Source organism: Streptomyces sp. NPDC057565 (genome assembly GCF_042801455.1).
Classification (GTDB): Bacteria; Actinomycetota; Actinomycetes; order Streptomycetales; family Streptomycetaceae; genus Streptomyces; species Streptomyces yanii.
In genome coordinates this window covers 58,288-75,070 of sequence record NZ_JBHVFU010000035.1, presented here as the reverse complement: position 1 = coordinate 75,070, position 16,783 = coordinate 58,288, and the positions used below count along the sequence as shown (strand labels likewise).

General features: G+C 68.2%; 17 protein-coding genes. 7 read left to right on the top strand and 10 right to left on the bottom strand.

Features of this window, described 5'->3' with window-relative positions; all coding sequences use genetic code 11:
* Positions 1–43: 43 nt before the first annotated feature.
* The 3 genes from ACFU8W_RS36315 to ACFU8W_RS36305 all read right to left on the bottom strand — a co-directional run bounded on the left by ACFU8W_RS36315 (position 44) and on the right by ACFU8W_RS36305 (position 2,059).
* A complete protein-coding gene (locus tag ACFU8W_RS36315) occupies positions 44–625 on the bottom strand; it encodes a hypothetical protein (RefSeq protein ID WP_384046790.1) in 582 nt (193 codons plus the stop codon).
* 206 nt (positions 626–831) lie between these two features.
* Positions 832–1,170 carry a hypothetical protein gene (locus tag ACFU8W_RS36310; RefSeq protein WP_384046787.1) on the bottom strand — a complete coding sequence of 113 codons (339 nt, stop codon included), beginning with the start codon at positions 1,168–1,170 and terminating at the stop codon, positions 832–834.
* Positions 1,171–1,183: 13 nt separating this feature from the next.
* Positions 1,184–2,059 (bottom strand): hypothetical protein, encoded by an 876-nt coding sequence (locus ACFU8W_RS36305; RefSeq protein WP_384046784.1) that lies wholly within the window; start codon positions 2,057–2,059, stop codon positions 1,184–1,186.
* A gap of 325 nt (positions 2,060–2,384) precedes the next feature.
* On the opposite strand from ACFU8W_RS36305, the gene ACFU8W_RS36300 reads away from it, so the two are divergent.
* Both ACFU8W_RS36300 and ACFU8W_RS36295 read left to right on the top strand, forming a co-directional pair.
* Positions 2,385–3,431, top strand: a complete 1,047-nt coding sequence (locus ACFU8W_RS36300) for an NlpC/P60 family protein (RefSeq protein WP_384046781.1) — start codon at positions 2,385–2,387, stop codon at positions 3,429–3,431.
* Complete coding sequence (locus ACFU8W_RS36295; protein ID WP_384046778.1) at positions 3,428–3,985, top strand: hypothetical protein; 558 nt, start codon at positions 3,428–3,430, stop codon at positions 3,983–3,985. Before ACFU8W_RS36300 ends, ACFU8W_RS36295 begins: the two co-directional genes overlap by 4 nt.
* Positions 3,986–4,189: 204 nt before the next feature.
* Here ACFU8W_RS36295 and mobF read toward each other — a convergent pair whose 3' ends face one another.
* From mobF to ACFU8W_RS36275, 4 genes are all read right to left on the bottom strand, one after another.
* A complete protein-coding gene (gene mobF / locus ACFU8W_RS36290) occupies positions 4,190–8,344 on the bottom strand; it encodes a MobF family relaxase (RefSeq protein WP_384046775.1) in 4,155 nt (1,384 codons plus the stop codon).
* Positions 8,345–8,543: 199 nt separating this feature from the next.
* Complete coding sequence (locus ACFU8W_RS36285; protein ID WP_384046772.1) at positions 8,544–8,972, bottom strand: transposase; 429 nt, start codon at positions 8,970–8,972, stop codon at positions 8,544–8,546.
* A gap of 627 nt (positions 8,973–9,599) precedes the next feature.
* A complete protein-coding gene (locus tag ACFU8W_RS36280) occupies positions 9,600–10,160 on the bottom strand; it encodes a GNAT family N-acetyltransferase (protein ID WP_384046768.1) in 561 nt (186 codons plus the stop codon).
* A complete protein-coding gene (locus tag ACFU8W_RS36275) occupies positions 10,157–11,425 on the bottom strand; it encodes a Tat pathway signal protein (protein ID WP_384046765.1) in 1,269 nt (422 codons plus the stop codon). The genes ACFU8W_RS36280 and ACFU8W_RS36275 overlap by 4 nt, the downstream gene beginning before the upstream one ends.
* A 330-nt stretch (positions 11,426–11,755) precedes the next feature.
* On the opposite strand from ACFU8W_RS36275, the gene ACFU8W_RS36270 reads away from it, so the two are divergent.
* The 4 genes from ACFU8W_RS36270 to ACFU8W_RS36255 all read left to right on the top strand — a co-directional run bounded on the left by ACFU8W_RS36270 (position 11,756) and on the right by ACFU8W_RS36255 (position 13,896).
* Positions 11,756–12,268 (top strand): ATP-binding protein, encoded by a 513-nt coding sequence (locus ACFU8W_RS36270; protein WP_384046762.1) that lies wholly within the window; start codon positions 11,756–11,758, stop codon positions 12,266–12,268.
* The gene (locus ACFU8W_RS36265; protein WP_384046759.1) at positions 12,265–12,714 is read left to right on the top strand and encodes a DUF6415 family natural product biosynthesis protein; all 450 of its coding nucleotides are present in this window, start codon (positions 12,265–12,267) and stop codon (positions 12,712–12,714) included. The genes ACFU8W_RS36270 and ACFU8W_RS36265 overlap by 4 nt, the downstream gene beginning before the upstream one ends.
* A 328-nt stretch (positions 12,715–13,042) precedes the next feature.
* Positions 13,043–13,243 (top strand): DUF5999 family protein, encoded by a 201-nt coding sequence (locus tag ACFU8W_RS36260; RefSeq protein ID WP_384046756.1) that lies wholly within the window; start codon positions 13,043–13,045, stop codon positions 13,241–13,243.
* Positions 13,240–13,896, top strand: coding sequence for a hypothetical protein (locus ACFU8W_RS36255; RefSeq protein ID WP_384046753.1), 657 nt, complete (start codon positions 13,240–13,242; stop codon positions 13,894–13,896). The genes ACFU8W_RS36260 and ACFU8W_RS36255 overlap by 4 nt, the downstream gene beginning before the upstream one ends.
* Positions 13,897–14,009: 113 nt before the next feature.
* On the opposite strand, the gene ACFU8W_RS36250 is transcribed toward ACFU8W_RS36255, so the two are convergent.
* Together ACFU8W_RS36250 and ACFU8W_RS36245 are read right to left on the bottom strand one after the other, a co-directional pair.
* A complete protein-coding gene (locus ACFU8W_RS36250) occupies positions 14,010–14,657 on the bottom strand; it encodes a hypothetical protein (protein WP_384046750.1) in 648 nt (215 codons plus the stop codon).
* A gap of 262 nt (positions 14,658–14,919) precedes the next feature.
* Complete coding sequence (locus ACFU8W_RS36245) at positions 14,920–15,477, bottom strand: TetR/AcrR family transcriptional regulator (protein ID WP_384046747.1); 558 nt, start codon at positions 15,475–15,477, stop codon at positions 14,920–14,922.
* Between the two features lie 120 nt (positions 15,478–15,597).
* Between ACFU8W_RS36245 and ACFU8W_RS36240 the strand changes: the two genes are divergently transcribed.
* On the top strand, positions 15,598–16,284 hold the full coding sequence (locus ACFU8W_RS36240) for an SDR family oxidoreductase (RefSeq protein ID WP_327248540.1): 687 nt from the start codon (positions 15,598–15,600) through the stop codon (positions 16,282–16,284).
* A gap of 168 nt (positions 16,285–16,452) precedes the next feature.
* Here the strand turns inward: ACFU8W_RS36240 and ACFU8W_RS36235 are convergent, their stop codons facing one another.
* The gene (locus ACFU8W_RS36235; RefSeq protein WP_384046744.1) at positions 16,453–16,653 is read right to left on the bottom strand and encodes a fibronectin type III-like domain-contianing protein; all 201 of its coding nucleotides are present in this window, start codon (positions 16,651–16,653) and stop codon (positions 16,453–16,455) included.
* Between the last annotated feature and the right edge of the window lie 130 nt (positions 16,654–16,783).

The window sequence follows — 16,783 nt, the reverse complement described above, 5'->3', positions numbered from 1 at the left end:
CATCAGGGCAAGCACGAAGCACCACAACCGGGCGAACGGCCGGTCAGTCCTCATGCCTCACCTGCCACCACATGTCCCGCCATGCATAGGGCGATTCAGGGAAATAGGCGACGGGGAAGGTCCGCTGCTTCCAGTAGGCCAGTTCGTTGGTGAGCTTCCACGCCCCGCCCTGCCACTTGACGATGAAGTCGATGTCCTCGCCCTTGAGCGGGTCATCGTCCGTGCTCTTTTCAGGCGTCGTCGCGTAACGGTCGTAGTTCATCCAGATGTGGATGACGTCTCCGCGTGGCAGTTCAGAGCTAGTGAGTGTGCGCGCCCGGACCGCGTTGACGGTGGTGGTGAAGGTGATCCCGGCAGGCGTTCCGCCGGACGGCGGCAGGTTGGCGCCCTCGCGCATCTTGCGGACTTCGGAGATCTGCTCGTCGACGTACCCGGTGGCGTCCGGCGACACGACCGCCATCAATTGCTGACGGGCCTTCTGGTCGTCGAGAAATGCGTACTCCTCCCAGAAGTAGACAGCCGTCGAGATCGCGCCCACGTAGTTGTGCGGGAAGCCTGTCGAGACGCCGTCCTTCTGCCCAGTGGGTACGCTCAGCGGTACCTTCTTCGCTCTCTCCGGCGTCATCGCCTGCCCACCCGTATCTGGTCCAGAGCCGGACGGTCCTGGTTTCGCGGTGGCAGTGGGGGCTGCTGTTTTCTTCGCTGAATCGTCATTTCCGAGGAGGGAGTAGGCCGCAACACCGCCCGCAATCAGTCCTGCGGCGGCAAGCCCAGCAAGGGTGATTCTGGCCTTCCGGGCGCTGCGGTCGTGGGTGTCCATCTGCCGCCGCCTCACTTCGCCATGTTGTAGAACGCGAGGACGAGGCTGCTGGTCACACCAATACCTCCGGCCCCGAACAGGCTCCACAGCACGGACTGCTTGCCGCGGGCGGCCAGCTGTGCGCGTTCGCTGTTGTGGCCCACCGCCACCAGGAGCCATCCCAACAGTCCGCCGCCCACTGATGCTGCGAGACCGAGCCCGGCCGTCCAGGACAGGATCGTCTTGACCTGGGTGTTCACCGCGTCGGGAAGCTCTGGGCTGTATTTCGGGACAATCGGGTCCTTACCGTTGGCGAGTACGTGCAGGTCCGGGTCAGCAGCCAAGGTGTGCAGGATGGTCATCAAGGTCATAGCCGACACCTCGTCAAAGTGGTCTGGAAGCAGGGGAAGCGACAGCGAGCGGCACGGGGCGCGGCGCCTCGGGAAGCGGCATGCCCCAGGTGGCGCCGGCCACTGTCAGGACTGCCTGGGCGAGCGAGTGGGCGGCCTGCCGGGTGCGTGAGCGCGGCCGCGATGCCGTCCGCAGCCCGTGAGTGCGGACGTGCGGGTCGTGAGGGAGGTGCACCACGGCGGCGGTGCGGGAGGTCAGCATCGCCGCGCCTGCCCGGACGACTGCGGGCAGCCGTCCGTCGGTCTGTGCGACGAGTACGGCCACCGAGCGCTGCAGCGGCATGCCGTCGGCATGCAGCGCCATCACTGCCTGTTGCAAGGCCTGGACGCCGCTGGCGGTGGCGGCCGCACACAGCACCGGTACCGCGTAGGAAAGTTCGCACCAGGCCCGGGTCTGTCCGATCCGCCCGGCGCAGCGTGCGTCAAGGATGTCGTGGGCGACAGGGTGTGTGGTGTCGGCGATGACGGCTTGCCATCCGCCGATGGCAGCCAGCTGGAGCCAGGCGGCAGGGTCCTGCGGAAGCGCTAGCGGCGGACTGTGCCAGTCACGTCTGTCGGTCAGCACCTGCCAGCCCGCACCCCGCCCGGCAGGACGCCAGGCGGCCGCGCGCTGGACCTCGGATCGGGTCAGCGGCCGGTCAGGCGGGAGCACAGCCAGGCCTCCGACTTCCTGCCCGACCGTCCACGAGGGCCAGGGCGAGGACAGGCGCGGTGCGGTGTCGAGCACAACCGTCCCGCTTCCGGCCACGGTCATCGCTCCGGCGAGCAGATCGGCCACGGTGGAGCGCCCGCTGCCCCCGGTCGCTGCCATCACCGGCAGCACCAGACGGGATCCGGCAGGTAGCGCCATCAGCGCGCCTTCCCATTTGCCCACCCTTACCCCCACACACGGCAGATTCGATTCTTTGCGATGGCTAATCCAGCGCGCTGTTCATCGTTCACAAGCACCTCGGAACCATATCGCTTTGATGCGCGTAACAACTAAACATATTGTCAATCTGCGTCACGTAGAGCTGTGATGGCATAGTGTTACGCATCATCAATCGACCCGAGCGCGGCCTATTCCCAGTAGAACAGACCGCACGGCAGGATTCTTTTACGCAAATCTAGAGTGCAGGTCTAGGGGGACTGTGCGCGTCAAGCGATGGCTAGCCGTTGCCGTCGGTGGGACGGTCATGACACCGGTCGCGGTCGGCATGGGAATCGTGCTGCTCATCGCGACGTTCGACGACGACAGGGCCGGGGGCAGCGTGGAGCCGACAGCGGGCAGCCTCAGGATCGGCACGGGAGGCGTCCCGGCCGAGTACGCGTCGATGATCCTCAATGCCTCGGCGGACTGTGACCAAGGGCTGCCGCCGTCGATCCTGGCTGCCCAGCTGAAACAGGAATCGAACTTCAACCCGAGTGCTGAGTCTCCCGACGTCGGTGCGCAGGGCATCGCCCAGTTCATGCCGGATACCTGGCCGACCTGGGCCGTGGATGGAAACGACAACGGGACCAAGAGCGTCTGGGAACCTGCGGACGCCATCGCCGGGCAGGGGAAGTTCATGTGCAGCCTGCTCAAGAAGGGCAGGGCACATCCCCAGTACAACGGCTCACCCCTCGAACTCGCGCTCGCCGGCTACAACGCTGGCTGGGGCCGCGTAGACCAGTACCGAGGCATTCCGGACGAGCAGTTCGCCAAAGGCCAGACATACAACTACGTCCAGATCATCATGGCTTCCGCCCGGCAGTTCACCGCCCCCGTGTCCAGCGAGGAGGTGGATCTGCCTGCCGGATACACTCTGCCCGCCGGAACACCGTCCAAGGTCCGCACCGCGGTGGCCTGGGCACTGCAGCAGAGGGGCGGCTGGTACCACCTCGGCGGCGACTGCACCAACGCCCACGGCCAGAGGTCCGCCCGCTGGTGCGACTGCTCGTCTCTGATGCAGCAGGCCTACCGAGCCGCCGGGGTCGCCATCCCCCGGGTCACATACGACCAGGTCAACATCGGCGACCGGGTCAGTATCGACGACCCCAAGCCCGGGGACCTGGTGTTCAATCCAGGCAGCGACGGATCGGACGCGCGCCCGGGGCACGTCGGCATGTACATCGGCGACGGCAAGATCATCGAGGCGCCCCGCACCGGCGTGCGGACCCGGATCGTCTCATACAGCAGCTGGCGCAACTCCACGAGCGCCCTGACCCGAATCACCGAAGTCCGCCGGGTGGTGAAGTGGTGACCCGCACAACCGAAGGGCGTACCGCCATGCACGAGCACGAAGAGCTGTTCCGCCCCTGGGGCACCGTGACTCCCGCATTCTGGGGCGCCCCGGCACTCGCCCCCGCCGCGCAGACCGGCCCTCAGGCCCAGATTCCGGAAGTGCTCCGCGAGCGCCTGGCCGCCGTCGCCGCTGCGGCCACCGGCGGCCAGTTGCAGGACGCCGCATGGATGGCCTACCAGCTCGATATCGAAATTGCCGCCGAGTGTGGCGTCGAGCACCTGAACACCGTCCACATCCGGGAAGTCCGGGGACACATTGCTCACCTGATGGATGATCACGCCACCGCGCTGGGATGGTACCTGCACACCGCGCGCCTGCGGGCCACGATCCAAGGCCCTGGTCACCCGGACACCGAGGAAGCCACCCGGCGCGTCTACGGCCTCTGGCGCACGGTCCCATCCCATGACGCTCGCAGGCTCGGCAACGAACTCCTCGCCGCCGTCACCGACATCCACGGCCCAGAGGCGGCCGTCGCCCAGCGGATCTTCAAGAGGTTGCAGTCCCTCGACTAACCCATCACCTCTTCCGCGCTACAGGGGAGTGCTCGGCCCAGGGCAGCGGCCGGGCGCGCGGTAGCCCCGGGGGACGAGTGCTCTCCCGGGGCGGGTTGCTGCTGTCAGAGACTGATGCCGTCGGTGGCGGATTATTCCCAGCGTTCGCCTTCGTCGGCCTTCTCCGCACTCAGCATGAGGTGCCTTTCCACGGAGCTGGAACTGTCATAGCCCTCGGGACGGTCCGGAGTGGCTCTGTGCCGCCGGCTGGTAGCCGGGCTCGTGCCGTACGGATGCGGCGGCGGCCTGCTGCTGTTCGTGGAGGTGCCTGCCTCTGGTCTCTGCGGTGTGCAGCTCGCCGTACTTTTCTGCGATGGTCCGGCGCAGCGCCTGCTCCTCGACCATCAGTGTGGCGCTATCCCGGTAGATTGCCGCTGAATCCCGGTACTTGGTGACCTGGCCGTGCAGGCGCGCAAGCTGCTTGAGGTCGTTCGTGTCGACGCGCTGCGCGAACGCGGGCACGTGGGCCCGCATGGCAGCGAGTTTCCGGGCGACGTCGTCGATGTTGCGGGGTGCGGGCTGGGTGGCGCCCATCTCCCGGAAGATGTCGGCGAACTCGCTGCTGCGGATGGTCTCCCAGGCTTCGGTCTGGGCGGTGTTCGCCGCGGACGTGGCCCGGCTGTCCTCGCTCCATCCTGCGGCGCGCTGGGCGCGGTAGCGCTCGGTCAGTTCCTGGTGTTCCTTCTTCGAGGTGCTGGCCAGCCGGAGCGCGAGGCGGCCCTTGCTGTTGTTGGCCTCCAGCCGTTCCAGCGCGGCGCTAGCTTCGCTGACCGCGGCCTGGGCGAGCGCCGCCTTGCCGAGTTCCTCGCGGGCGGTGCGGAGATGGTTGTCCGCATGGTCCAGCAGCACGATGGCGTCGGCGGCGCGGCGCTGGCCCTTGGTCTGTCCCTGGGCCTTTTCCTGGGTGAGCCGCTCGGCCAAGGCCCGGGCCTTCTCACCGTCCTGCAGGGCACCCTCGTCGCAGGTCTCAGCCCGCTGAAGGGCGTCGCCGGGCTTCCAGTGCAGGTCGGCGTCGGATGTCGTGCCGTAGGGGCGGTCCGTCCAGGAGGGGATCGCCCGCATCGCGCGCTGGCGCTGAAGCTCGGCCGGCTGCTGCTGCCGGTCCTCGCTCAGCTCCGGCACTGTCTCGTGATCCACGGCGTGTTCGGGCACCGGCTGCTCGCGAGGTACCGGCGCCCGGTGGGCCTGTTCCCGTTCCGCCTGTTCGACAGAGGGCAGCACCGGTCCTGCTGCGGACGCCCGTTCGGCAGGCGTCCCGTGGGCGACGGGCCGCTCCTGGGTGGCCTGCATGGGCAGCACGGCCGGGGCGGGCGGCTCGCGCAGCAGGTCGGAGATCATGCCGTCCGGCCGCGACTGGCCCAAGTAGTGGGCGAAGGCCCGGACGGCGCGCTGCAGGAGTTCCTTCTCGCTGCGGGCAGCTCCCAGGCGTGCCTGCGTCGTCTCGTCCTCCAGCACCGCCAGCGGTAGCCACAGATGGTTCTCGGATCGGGCCCGGGTGATGCCCGGGTAGGTCGCGAAGGCGTTCGCTCCGTGCCCGTACATCAGGGATGTGTCCACGGTCATGCCTTGGCTCGCGGCGATCGTCATCGCGTAGCCGAGCGACAAGGCCCCGGAGGCAATCTGATCGGGGCTCAGCCAGGCCGACTCTTCTCGCGGTTTCCCGCCGCGGCCCTTGAGCCGCCAGCTGATCTGGACCCGGCGCTCGTCATCGATCGCGGTGACGACGGCGCGGTAGCCGTTGAGAAGGTCCGGGCCCTGCCCGCGGCGGGCACGGTAGTCGTTGGCGCGGACCCGTACAGCGTCGCCGACCGCGAGGGTGAGTTGATGACCGCCGGGCTGCGCGAAGGTGCGCTCGGCACCGAGCTCACCGGCGGCGCGGCGGATCTGCTGGGCCCCGGCGTTGAGGACATCGACGTCCGTGTTGCGGGCGGCGAGGACGACCATGCCCGCGATCAGGTCGTGTATGTCGGGCCAGCGGCCGCGCAGCTCGTCCCACGCGGTGAGGATCTGTGAGCGGGCCTCTTCCGCGTTGCCGGCGGCGTGAACCCGGCCGCCGGCGGCGAGCAGGTTCAGGGCCTGCTCGTGATCGCCGGTCCGCCACACCTCCAGCGCCTGGCGCTCGGCAGCGTCCTCCTGACGGTAGTTCTCGGTGAGGGTGAGCCCGTGGACCAGGCGGTGCGCCTCGCGGAACCAGCCGCCCACTCCGATCGCCTGGAGCTGTAGGTGGTCGCCGATCCCGACGATTTTGGTACCGGTGCGGGCGGCCTCGGTCATCAGCAGGGCCGCGGACCGGTCGTCGACCATCGTCGCCTCATCGAGGACCAGGACGTCGATGCCGGCGAGGCCTTTGCCTCTGGTGATCCGCTCCAGCCAGGCCGCGACCGTGCGCGACGGGATCGCGGAGGCGCTGGCCAAGTTCTGGGCGGCGACCGCGCTCAGGCAGGCACCCGCATAGGTGGTACCGGCAGCGTCCCAGCCGATCCGGCACGCCTCCATCAACGTCGATTTGCCCGCCCCGGCGATGCCGACCACCGTGTCGATGCCGTGCCCGGCGGTCAGCAGCCGGACGACTGCCTCGCGCTGCTGACCGGACAGCTCGTATCCAACGGCGCGCTGGTAGGTGGTGATCGCCCGCTCGGCCTCGTCCGGGCTCAGGACTGCGGTGCCCTCGTCGGCCCGGGCCAGGACCTGGCGGGTGACGACGTCCTCTGCATCGAGGATGTCCTGGGTGGTGTAGCGGGCGGTGGACGACATCACGGTGGAGCCGAAGGCCGGCACCGGCACCGCGTAGCCCTCCACGGCCAGGACCTGGTCGGCGAGCTCATCCAACCGCCCCGGTCCATCGTCGATGCCATACTCCAGCGCGTTCGCCAACGCGGCGAGCAGCTGGGCGCGGCTGAACGACTTCTCCGACCGTGTGAGGCCGGTGTCGGGGTCGAACACGATCGCGGCGAGGTCGGAGGGCGGCGGGGTCCGGGGGCCGTTGCCGGGGCCGTCGAGGCCCGTGCCGCCGTCCGGTCCGGGCGGTCCAGGCGCCGCGGCCGAGACCATCGCGTCGACATCGACACCGAGGTCCTCGGCCCGCTGACGCCAACTGTCCCGCATCGTCGTGGCGTCGACCGCGTGCTTGGCTCGCCTGGTCTGCAGCGAAACCACGGCTTTCTCCTCCCGGCTGGCGCCGGCGCCAGCCGTCGCGTCGACCAGGGCGGCCCGGCGCGAGAACTCATCGCGCACGTGCTCGGGGATCCCGACGATCTCCCAGGCGCCGGTCCGCTCATTCCGCTCACGCCGTACCCCGAACCGCTCGTACATCAGCGCACGCACCCGTGCCTTGAAGAACGCGTCCAGAGCGGAGGCGTGCCGGTGCAGGTCCTGCCCGGAGTTCGCGATCGACCGCCACTGCCCGTCCTGGCACAACGCCATATTGGGGATCGTGACGTGCAGGTGCAGGTGCGGGTCACCGGGCTGTCCGTCGCCCATCGGCCGGGCCGCCTGGTGCTCAACCGACCAGGCCATCAACCCGCCGGTCGCGATCCTCACCGGCTGCCCGTACTCGCTGCCGACCGCGTACCCGACCCACGATTCGAGCTGGGCAAACATGTCCCGCTTGGCCTGGTGGACCAGGCCGCGCAGCTCCCGTTCGTCCAGGCTGCCCATTAAGCCCTGCAGCACGCTGTCGGACTTGGGGAGATCCAGGACCAGGTCCCAGCCGCGGACCCGGTCATCGACCCGCACATCCTTGTGCGCCCACGCCTCCGCCAGCTCGCTCTCGCCGTAGACGTCGGCAAGGTCGATGCCGACGGCCCGGGCCAGCTTGTGGAGGGTGCCGACCTGTATCCGGTGCATCTCACCGAGCCGGTGCACCATCCGCTGCTGGGTGGCAAGGACCTTCTGCTGCTTGGGCTTGCCCTCCAGCAGGTCGGCGGGCTCCACATCCCGCTTCGCGGCCGCTGCCTCGATCACCTCGGTCAACCGGGCGGTGGTCAACTTCGCTTTCTCGTGCGCGCGGGCTGACGTGCGCGAGCGGATCAGCCGGGCCCCAGTCGCCGGGTGACACCCGTTCATCAACCGGCGGGCGGCGCCCTTGCCCTCCTCGTCCAGCACCGCCCCATCGACCAGACCGACGGTCGACAGGCCCGTGCCAATCCACACGAGCACGGCGTCGCCCTCGGTCCGCAGCCGGTGGTCGACCCCCTCGCCCCCGGCCCCCTCCAGCACGACGGTCTCGGCGGCTGGCGCCTCCACCACCGAGCACCCGGCCTGCTCCCGCAGCCGGTACTCGACCTGCTCGTCCGCCGTGATCCTCGTCAGCCACGCCACCGGCCGCCCCCATTCCCTGTCACCCCGTCAGCCGAACTTGTGCACTTGTGCGTTCCGGCTTCCCGGAGTTCCCCAACGGTGGAACTCCCTTTGTCCAATTCCTTCACTTTGATCACCAACCGGAACCCATCGACCGTACGTTCAGAGCCACGTCGTAGTGGACAGCAACACTGCTTGCATCGGGACGTTCCAGATGGCGTCATGACCGCTCCCGCTCGGGCGGACGTCCGTTCCTGCTGTATGGCTTGGTCACCGGCACGGCTTCGCCGGGCTGAGCCGACAACGTGGTGGAGATGACCACGCCGTAGTTGAGGCCGCGGTCCTGCAGATCGAGGCGGAACGCCGCCGCGTCGCCGTATCCGGCGTCCGCGATGGCCAGCGGCACGTCGATCCCCCACGAGCGGGTCTCATCCAGCATGTCGAGACCGAGCTGCCGCTTCTCCACATGCCCGATATCGTCGGGCATCTGGCACGCGGTGCGGCGGACGATCTTGTCCGGGTCGGCCTTCGCAGACCCGGGCGCCCAGGTCTCAGGCAGGAACAGCCGCCAGGCGACCGCCGCCGAGGCATGATCCGAGGCCAGGTGCAGCGAGACAGTGCTTGAAGCTGGTGCGCTCGTAGCCGTCACGGGACTCGGCGGCGAGCGGCAGCTACTGATTCCCGTCCGCGAGCGTTAGCACGTCGGCGCGGGCGTGGGCCGGAGTGGCGGCGAGCAACGGCAGGACAGTGAGTGCAGCGGCAGCGAAGCCCCGCACAGTCTTGGTGATCATGCAGCTTTAGTACCGACTGCGAACCCCCGGCCTGCGCCGAACCGCTGTGTTGTCACCCGGCCGAGGGGAAAGTCGTACCGGCGCAGCACAGCCTGGCGCGCCGCTGGCCAATGCCGCGGCAGCCGGCCAATCATTTGTCGTACGGGAGGAAACGGCCGGTGCCAGCAGTCTCAACAACGGCCGCGAAGAGGTCGGGAACCGGGTCATCAGGATGGACGGGGCCGAGGGTCGGCACATACGGCACCGGCATCACAGGCTCGATCCAGCCCCCAGTGAAAGCGCATGGCCGCACGCTACTCATCTCGTGCACGCGCCGCAGGCCCCGACGCCAAGACGTCGGGGCCTGCGCGACCAGGGACGGAATCTGTACGGGTCTGGCCCACCTCGACCGGCCGGTGTACGTGCCGGCCTAGGACGCCCAGCATGACCCTTTGGGCAAGGTGCCCGTGCACGCTCCGCAGGCAAAGGACGAGGGTGCGTATCGCCTAGTTCTCAGCCGGAGCAACCGCGCGCAGCATGACCGAGAACACTGGCGAGTCGGCAAACGGCTGCTGGTCGCCCAACTTGCGGTAGCCCCACGCCTCATAGACAGCTTGGACAGCACCGTCCCCATTGAGGGGGTTGACGAGCAGCGTCACACGCTCCTCAGTCCGGTGAGTCAGCCACGCCTCATGCAGTTGCCACGCGACGCTCCGACCCCGCCACGCCTTGCGCACCACGATTTCGTTCAGCGCGACGGTGCGCTTCCCGTTTTCGGCCATCAAGGCGGCAGGCAGGGGCGTGAGCATGCTGCCCCACCACTTGGTGTCCGGCGCCAGGGACGTGCCGAAGCAGAACCCGACGACGTCGCCATCTTCGTACCCCAACACTGCCGTCCAACCGGGCCGGGATGCGTATGCGGACAGCCGCTCGTCGAAGCGGTCCACGTCGTAAAAGGGGCCTGTGAGCCCGAAGTCGCGTTGGCGCACTTCCACGTGAGTATCAAGGATGTGCTGCCGGATGTTGGGCAGGTCCTCGGCGGTGTAGTGCACTACGTCGACCGTCACGGGTGTCTTTCTCCTTCGGCGTGGCGGTCGGCCCACTCGACCGCGATGCGGGATTCGGGGGCTGTGCGGGTCAGCCCTCGGCCAAACTGTTCCAGAAGATCGCCTGTTCGCCCAGTCATCCGATTGCCCGGTGCAGGCAGGTGGGGAAGCACTGTCGTGTAGGCCTGCTCGAGCTCGCCCTGGGCCAGCTGGCTGAGAGCGAGATTCAACCCGTAGTAGGTGCGGTTTCGGTGGTACTCCGGGCGTAGCCGCGCCAGAGTGCGGTGTAGGTGGGCCTCGCTCTCTGCGTGTTTCCCCAGCCGACCGAAAACCAGGGCGGACAGGCCATCGAGTTCTGCTCGGTCAAAAAACGCCATCCAGGGAGCACGTTCCTCTTCCCGGTCCGCTCGCTCGTAGGCCTTCTCGGCGACCTCCAAGCTGCGCAGGGCCGGCGTGGGGTCACCGAGTGCGGATTGAATGCCCGCCAGGCGAGCGCTGGCGAGAGAGCGGAAGAGGGGGTCCTGCCGACAGATGTGCTGCCTGGTCCCGGCCTCGGCCGCGGCCAGGGCGTCGGGTAGGCGGCGTTGTTGGTAGGACAGAAGCGCGGCATGGCCCCACAAGCGCATCTGCATCTCGCTGCTCCCGGCCATACCTGCCAGCTTCATCGCCTGATTCAGATGGCCACTCGCACGCTGAGCTTCCTGCGAGTCGACAGCCGCCCAGAGGGCGGTGCCGGTGAACGCGGCAGCGAGGTAGTACAGCCGCTGACGTACGCGGGTGGCTGCGTGGCCGACGGCTTGCAGGTCAAGTGCGTGCTGAGCGTGGGCAAGAGCGCGAGTCTCAAGCTTCACGTTTATGCCCGATTCGTTGTCAGCCTGTACGAGTTCCACAAAGTTGCGCTCAAGGCGGTCGGCGTCGGTCATGCCCACCCGCCGGGAGCCGTTTGACGGTGCGGCTGGCAGCAGGGCGGCCGCTGCCAGGGATGCGGTAGCCGTGGTGAAGGTGCGTCGCCGCAAAGGGTCCTCCGAAGGTGCTCGTGTTCGCCCGGCAGGAGGGATGAAGCCCAGCTCCTCCGCGGTGACTCCGAATTCTTCTTCGAGTACGACCCGCTGTCTTGCCTGTGGCCATCGGGTTTTTCCAGTTACCCAGTTCCGGACATGACGGTCAGTCAGCTTTCCGACCTGCCCGGTCAGGGCTTCGATTCGCTGGTTCAGACGGTTCGCTAACTCGTCTTGTTTCAGCCCAGCACGTTCAATGCGCGCCGCCAAGTGGGGATTCCCCGTCATGCATGCACGGTAGAGCTCCAGAGCGCCCAGCGAAGGCACAAGGTAAAAATTTCCGGTCGGCCGCGCTGAGCGGAAAGCCGTAATTACCTGTCAGCGCTGTGTAGCGGCGCGGTTACCTCTTCTCGGAACCTCGCCGCAGTACCCGATGTCCCCTGGCCATCCAAGGACGCGATGACGATGACAGCCGTAGTGCAGGCCCCCGCCGCCCACAACGTGTCCATCGAGTGGTGCCCCGGTCCACTCTCCGATGGCCTTACCGAGACGGATACTGCCTGGCCGAGCCGCCTTCGCCGCATCGTCCGAGGCCGGGGCCTCCTCCTCGTCAACTCCATGACCGATGCGTGGGATTTCAGTCCCGACGGCACGGCGGCCTCGTGCTCCCTCTCCCTGACCGAAGGACCCATCACGATGGAACCTGCCGCGGCGCCGCCGCTCGTCTCGCGCGAGAAGCGTCTGTTACTCCCACCCGACCCCAGTGCACTGAAGATCGCCCGCATTCAGGGCCGGACGCTGCTCACGATGCTGAGCTGGCCCGGTAGCCAGCACGCCGCGATCGATGTGTTGTACATCCTGGTGAACAACGCGATGAAGCACGCCCTCACGCCCGGGGAGGCCGCGCAGGGCCCCGACGTCTGGTTGCGCATCACCGCGGCCGGCGAACTCCTCATCGACGTCACGGACCCGGACCCGGCCTTCCCAGACTTCGACAGGGCCGTTGCCGGAGAGCTGGGGCGCGGTCTGTGGGGAGCCAAGCGGCTCGGCGCCTCCGTCACCTACTTTTCCGCCAACGGTCAAGGCAAGACCGTGCGCGCCACCATGCGGCCAGGGCTGGTGCCAGCATGACGATCTCTCTCACCGCTCCGGTTCGGGAGAAGCGCGTCGTCTCTCCTACGCCCAACGTCCCGAAGTGGACGCCTCCGCTCGACCCGGACGACTTGAGGCATGTCCTGAAGCGGATCACTGCGTGGTCTCCGCTCGACGTCGAGGCGATCTTCGACGACCTGGACACGACGATCGGAAACCAGCCGCCGTCCGAGGCCGCGACCCCGGCGCTTGTCGAACGCTTGCGTACCCATCTCACACGGCTCAGCGCAATCGCGGTAGCCGACCCCAAGTTCCCGCCCACCGATGAAATGACGCAGCTCATCGAGCGAGGACGCCCCATGCAGGATGCGCGCCTGCCAGCCAACCATCAGCAGGCCGTCGGGATGGCCCGACGCATGGCTTTCGTGACCTCCGACCTCGCCGAAAAGCTGATCGCGGCTCGGTACATCAAAGACGTCGCATGATGCCTCGAACCGGTCGTCTCCACGCAGCTGTGTTGTCGCTCCGTGGAGGCGACCTTCCATCGGGGTCCTCCCCTTCCGCCTCGATCGCCCCGCCCTGCACCGGCGGGCGCCGATCGGCGGACAGCACGGAGGACCGGCTCACACTCCCCCGCCGATCACGGGTGTGAGCCCCGGTCGCCCTCTCTCACTCCAATCGAGGGCGACCGGCCTGCCCAACAGTTCCTCCCCGAAACTCCCTCCCCGGCGATCCAACTCCGCTCCACCGCGGTTCGTAGGTTCAGCCGAAGAGGGCCCCCACCGCAGCACGTCCGAGAGGAATGCGACGCACATGTGCCAGCACAAGACTCCCTGCCCCACCGCAGAGGCATCGGACCGCGAGGCGGCCAAGACCGTGGCACGAGACGACGTCTTGGGCTGGGCCCTGCTTTGCAACGGCGTATTAGCCTTTGACGACACTGGTGAATTGCTGCCCGACGGCCAGATCATTCCCCCGCACCGCCCCGCCGCACTGGCAGGAGCAGCCACATGAGCACGGCAAGCTGCCTCGTCCCGTACATCACGGCCCGCGAAGGCGAGGAACCCGAATCGAGCCTGGCCCTGCGCGCGACCTTTGACCGCGCCGGCAGGTCAGCCCTTGGCTACTGGGACGAGAGCCAGGGGGACCGCGATCCGCGGGGTGTGCTGTGGGGCCGGTGCTCGCAGTTAATCGGCCCGGGTGGGTTGCCGTCCGGGCGGCCGCAATGGCGGCTGGTCCACCCCGCCAGGCAGCGCGAGACGATGACACGACTCCACTGTCAGATCTGCGCAGGTCCTACCAGAACACCGCAGGGGCACCCCTTCCTGGTGCACGCCACCGAGGGCGTTCCGCGCCCTGGGGACATCCTCCGCACCGCGCAGCCCCCGGTTTGCCTTGCGCACCTGCGCCTCGCAGTTGAGCAGTGCCCGCACCTTCAGAAGGGCTACACCGCCCTGATGGTGCGCAGCGCCCCCCTCTACGGGGTCATCGGCACGCCCTACCAGTGGACCACCCAGGGGATCAGGGCACTGCCCGGGGACGACACGCCCATTCCGTACCGAACGTCAGAGCTGCGGTGGTTCCTGGCTTCACAGCTCGTCCGCTGCATGCAGGACTTCACGGTCGTCGACCTGGACGACCTCACGAGGCTCGACTCGCATGCCTGAACGTCCTGGAGGCCCCATCTTCCGTCGCGCGTGGCAGGTGTCCAACATCAAGGGGAAGCTTCAGTAGCAAGGTGACGACGGCCAGCCATCCCCTGGTGCACCCCCAGCGTGGTTCAGGAGGCTGCGGCGGCCTTCTGGATACGGGGCAGGAAGACCCCCTGGGCCATGGTGTGGGCGGAGGCCGGGTCCAGGTTGCTGCCCGACCCTTCCAGCCTGATCTTTGCCATGACCGTGCCTGTGCACATGATGAGGTCGAGGCCGTCGAGGTTGCCGGCGTTGCGGTAGTACGCGTGGCTGGTGACGCCGTCGACGGGAGGCACGTTCGCCTTGGTGTACTTGGCGGACGATGCCGCCTCCTTGCGGCATGCGTCTTGGGTGGCCTTCTGGTCGGCGTAAGCCCTGATGCTGAAGATCACGGTCTCGCCGAATGCCTCGAACGACGCTGTGCCGGTCGCGATGACGCCGCAGTCCCAGTCCGTCTCCGGGCCGCACTCCGACGGGGACTTGGGCTGCTCCTCGACGTGCGCACAGCCGGTCTTCGGAGTCCACTCGTGCATCTGTGCCGGTTCGGGCAGCGCCGACTGAATCTTCTGCTCGGTGTTGAGGACGGTGGCGAAGTCCACCGTGCCGGCTGCGGGCTTGCCTGAAGTGCCTGCACCCACACCCGTGTCGGCCGCAGTCGTCGGCTTCTCCGCACCCACCCTGTCCGCGCCGTCTCCACAAGCGATGACCAAGGCCGCGAGCGCCACAAGGACCGCCACCTTCGAACCAATGCCAGACCTCAACTGCATTCCCCGTTCCCCCTTGATCCGTCGGACAACGCAACTACACCGGCTGTCGCATCGTCAGGTGATCTTGGCAGCTGACCGCAGCGGACCAGCGCCTCGTCGTCCCGGGTGCCTGTCTTCCTCCGATGTCAGCGCCAGGCCCGGTCCGGCAGCCCGGCCCCGGTCATGACGTTTCCGCACTGACCGCCGCGCTCGCGCCCGCTACGAAGCGAAGGCCAGGAGCGCCCCGCCCCGGTCACTCCCCGACCGTCAAGGCCGCGCGCGCTGAGGCGAGGATCTCCTCGGACAGCGGGGAACCCTTGGTGGCCCGGGCCAGGACGAGTGCCCCAATCATCGTGCACAGCCGCGAGATGCCGTCATCGTCGTCGGCGTCGAGCCACTCGGCGAAGTCGCTGACTCCCTCGGCATAGACCCGGTGGGCCTCACGGTCGCCGCTTCCGCGTGCCATGTCCACCGCAAGCCCGGCGACCGGGCAGCCGTCCGCCGCGTTGTCGCGGTGCTCGACGGAGAGGTAGGTGTCGATGAACGCCTGCCGGGCGGCCCCCTGCCCCGTACGGAGCCCGCGCTCGACCGTCCGACGTTCGGCGAGTTCACCGAAGGCATGGGTCGTGGCTTCGTCGATGAGCGCCTCCTTGGAGGCGAACTGCTTGTAGAAGCCGCCATGGGTCAGGCCGGCCGCCTTCATGAGGTCGGCCACGCTGACGTGCGTGCCCTGCTCGCGGAACAGCCGGGAGGCGGTGTCCACGATCCGCTGGCGGTTCTCCCGTGCCTGAGCTTGCGATACGCGGCCCATCAGCCACCTCCCCATTTGAATGTCGGTCGACATCTATCCTATAGTGGATTTTTAGATTGTGAACGTAATCTAAAAATCGCGTCCGGTCGTCCGGACCGCTCGTAGATATGGGGAGCAAGCATGGAACTCAAGGACGCGGTCGTAGTGGTCTCCGGCGCCAACCGGGGACTGGGGCGTCACCTGGCCGCCCAGCTCGTGGAGCGTGGAGCGAAGGTGTACGCGGCGGCGCGCCGACCCGAGACCGTCGATGTGCCGGGCGCCGTCCCGCTCGCCCTGGACGTGACCGACCAGGAGTCCGTCCGGGCCGCAGCCCGCATCGCGTCCGACGCGACGCTGCTGGTGAACAACGCCGGTATCTCCACCGCCGCCACGCTGATCACCGGTGACCTGGACGCTGTCCGGCGGGAGATGGAGACGAACTTCTTCGGCCCGCTCGCCACGACCCGGGCCTTCGCCCCGGTCATCGAGGCCAACGGCGGCGGCGCCGTTCTCAACGTCCTGTCCGTCCTGTCCTGGCTGCACCCAGCCGGGCTCGGCTCCTACGCCGCGTCCAAGGCCGCCGCGTGGGCCCAGACCGATGCGGTCCGCGAGGAACTGGCCCCGCGCGGCATCACGGTCTCCGCGCTGCACGTCGGATACATGGACACCGACATGGCCTCGGGCGTTTCCGCCGACCAGAAGGCCGACCCCGCCGATGTCGCGGCTCAGGCCCTGGCCGGCATCGAGCAGGGCCTGCCCGAAATCCTCGCCGACGACACCAGCCGGCAGGTGAAGCAGAACCTGGCCACGGCGCCGAATGCGGCGTGACGCGGGTGGGTGCTGACGGACCGGTGTCAGGCCGGGTCCCCCAGCGGTCGGTGGGGGCAGTCAGCCGGTGGTGTCCAGCTCGACGAAGAGCGTGGGCGTGAGCGCGTCGTGTGCGGCACGGGCGAGGTGGTGGCCAAGGAGCGTCATCCATGTGCCGAGGGCGGTGTCTCAGACCTGGAAGGCGCGCTCGGGCAGGGCGATCTCGGCCTCGACGCTCGCGTCGGGGCCCGCCGTGACGGAGGCGAATCCGGCCGGCCACCGTTCGGGGCGGGCCGCCGGGGAATCGGTCGGCGGGCTCAGATACAGCAGGACGACGTCGCGGCCGAGCCGCGCCCCGGACCACGTGCCGCTGGCATCGAGTGCTGGCACTCGGTCCCCGGAAATCGGTCGGGCCTAACGACGCCCTTCGCCCCGGCCTCGGGGCCGGTGGCCGGGCCGTCGATGCCGTTCTCGCCGGATCCCGAGCGCGATGCCTGACCCGCCCCAGGCGGGCTGGCCT

Coding starts and splice junctions, on each gene's coding strand:
- ACFU8W_RS36260 (WP_384046756.1), top strand. CDS start 13,043: ATGTGCCAGCACAAGACTCCCTGCCCCACCGCAGAGGCATCGGACCGC.
- ACFU8W_RS36300 (WP_384046781.1), top strand. CDS start 2,385: ATGACACCGGTCGCGGTCGGCATGGGAATCGTGCTGCTCATCGCGACG.
- ACFU8W_RS36255 (WP_384046753.1), top strand. CDS start 13,240: ATGAGCACGGCAAGCTGCCTCGTCCCGTACATCACGGCCCGCGAAGGC.
- ACFU8W_RS36265 (WP_384046759.1), top strand. CDS start 12,265: ATGACGATCTCTCTCACCGCTCCGGTTCGGGAGAAGCGCGTCGTCTCT.
- ACFU8W_RS36240 (WP_327248540.1), top strand. CDS start 15,598: ATGGAACTCAAGGACGCGGTCGTAGTGGTCTCCGGCGCCAACCGGGGA.
- ACFU8W_RS36245 (WP_384046747.1), bottom strand. CDS start 15,477: ATGGGCCGCGTATCGCAAGCTCAGGCACGGGAGAACCGCCAGCGGATC.
- ACFU8W_RS36270 (WP_384046762.1), top strand. CDS start 11,756: ATGACCGATGCGTGGGATTTCAGTCCCGACGGCACGGCGGCCTCGTGC.
- ACFU8W_RS36315 (WP_384046790.1), bottom strand. CDS start 625: ATGACGCCGGAGAGAGCGAAGAAGGTACCGCTGAGCGTACCCACTGGG.
- ACFU8W_RS36310 (WP_384046787.1), bottom strand. CDS start 1,170: ATGACCTTGATGACCATCCTGCACACCTTGGCTGCTGACCCGGACCTG.
- ACFU8W_RS36305 (WP_384046784.1), bottom strand. CDS start 2,059: ATGGCGCTACCTGCCGGATCCCGTCTGGTGCTGCCGGTGATGGCAGCG.
- ACFU8W_RS36275 (WP_384046765.1), bottom strand. CDS start 11,425: ATGACGGGGAATCCCCACTTGGCGGCGCGCATTGAACGTGCTGGGCTG.